1 protein-coding gene is annotated in these 1,246 nt (G+C 62.9%); it reads left to right on the top strand.

All coding sequences use genetic code 11. The features are described from left to right. On the top strand, window positions 1–994 hold a 994-nt coding region (gene metK / locus NK662_RS24460), incomplete at its 5' end, for a methionine adenosyltransferase (RefSeq protein WP_254761323.1). Window positions 995–1,246: the final 252 nt, after the last annotated feature.

The following is a 1,246-nucleotide window of genomic DNA, read 5'->3' as shown; positions in this document are numbered from 1 at the left end:
CGTCGACTACGAGAAGATCGTCCGCGACACCTGCCGCGGCATCGGCTTCGTGTCCGACGACGTCGGCCTCGACGCCGACCGCTGCAAGGTGCTCGTCAACATCGAGCAGCAGTCGCCCGACATCGCGCAGGGGGTGCACGGCCACTTCACCAAGCGCCCCGAGGAGATCGGCGCCGGCGACCAGGGCCACATGTTCGGCTACGCCACCGACGAGACCCCCGAGCTGATGCCCCTCAGCCACGTCCTCGCCACCAAGCTCGGCGCCCGCCTCACCGAGGTCCGCAAGAACGGCACCTGCGCGTGGCTCAGGCCCGACGGCAAGACCCAGGTCACCGTCGAGTACCTCAACGACGCCGGCGCCATGGTCCCCGTCCGCGTCCACACCGTCCTCATCTCCACCCAGCACGACGAGACCGTCACCAACGACGAGATCGCCGCCGACCTCAAGGAGCACGTCATCAAGCCGGTCATCCCCGACAAGTACCTCGACGAGAAGACCATCTTCCACCTCAACCCCTCGGGCCGCTTCGTCATCGGCGGGCCCCACGGCGACGCCGGCCTCACCGGCCGCAAGATCATCATCGACACCTACGGCGGATGGGGCGCGCACGGCGGCGGCGCCGTCTCCGGCAAGGACCCGACCAAGGTCGACCGGAGCGGCGCCTACATCGCCAGGCAGGCCGCCAAGAGCATCGTCGCCAGCGGCCTCGCCCGCCGCTGCATCGTGCAGGTGTCGTACGCCATCGGCGTCCCCGAGCCGCTCTCCGTGTTCGTCGACTCCTACGGCACCGGCCAGATCCCCGACAAGGAGATCCTCAAGATCGTCAAGGAGAACTTCGATTTCAGGCCCGGGATGATGACCATCAACCTCGACCTCAAGAGGGGCGGCAACCGGTTCATCAAGACCGCGGCGTACGGCCATTTCGGCCGCGAGGATCCCGACTTCACATGGGAGGTTGTCAAGCCGCTCAAGTATGAGAAGGCATCTTCCTGAGGAAGAAGATAAAGATGATGACCATGAGAGGGGGGTCTCTCTCTCGCTATCTACCTCCATTGCCGGCCGTTGTCGGCGCCGCCGCCGCCTACCTGATGTGTCTTTGATCAGTAGTGACTGGTTGCTCCATGGAAGAAGAAGAAGATGGGAAGATGATGAAAGGGTTGAAATCGACTTGCGAAGTTGCTAGTGATATCGGTGTAGCAGCCAGAGTTTTAGTGTTCAGATATCTTAGTCGTTTTATACTTTTTT

Source organism: Ectobacillus ponti (assembly GCF_024294785.1).
GTDB lineage: Bacteria > Bacillota > Bacilli > Bacillales > Bacillaceae_G > Ectobacillus > Ectobacillus ponti.
This window is presented reverse-complemented; position numbering and strand designations above follow the sequence as displayed.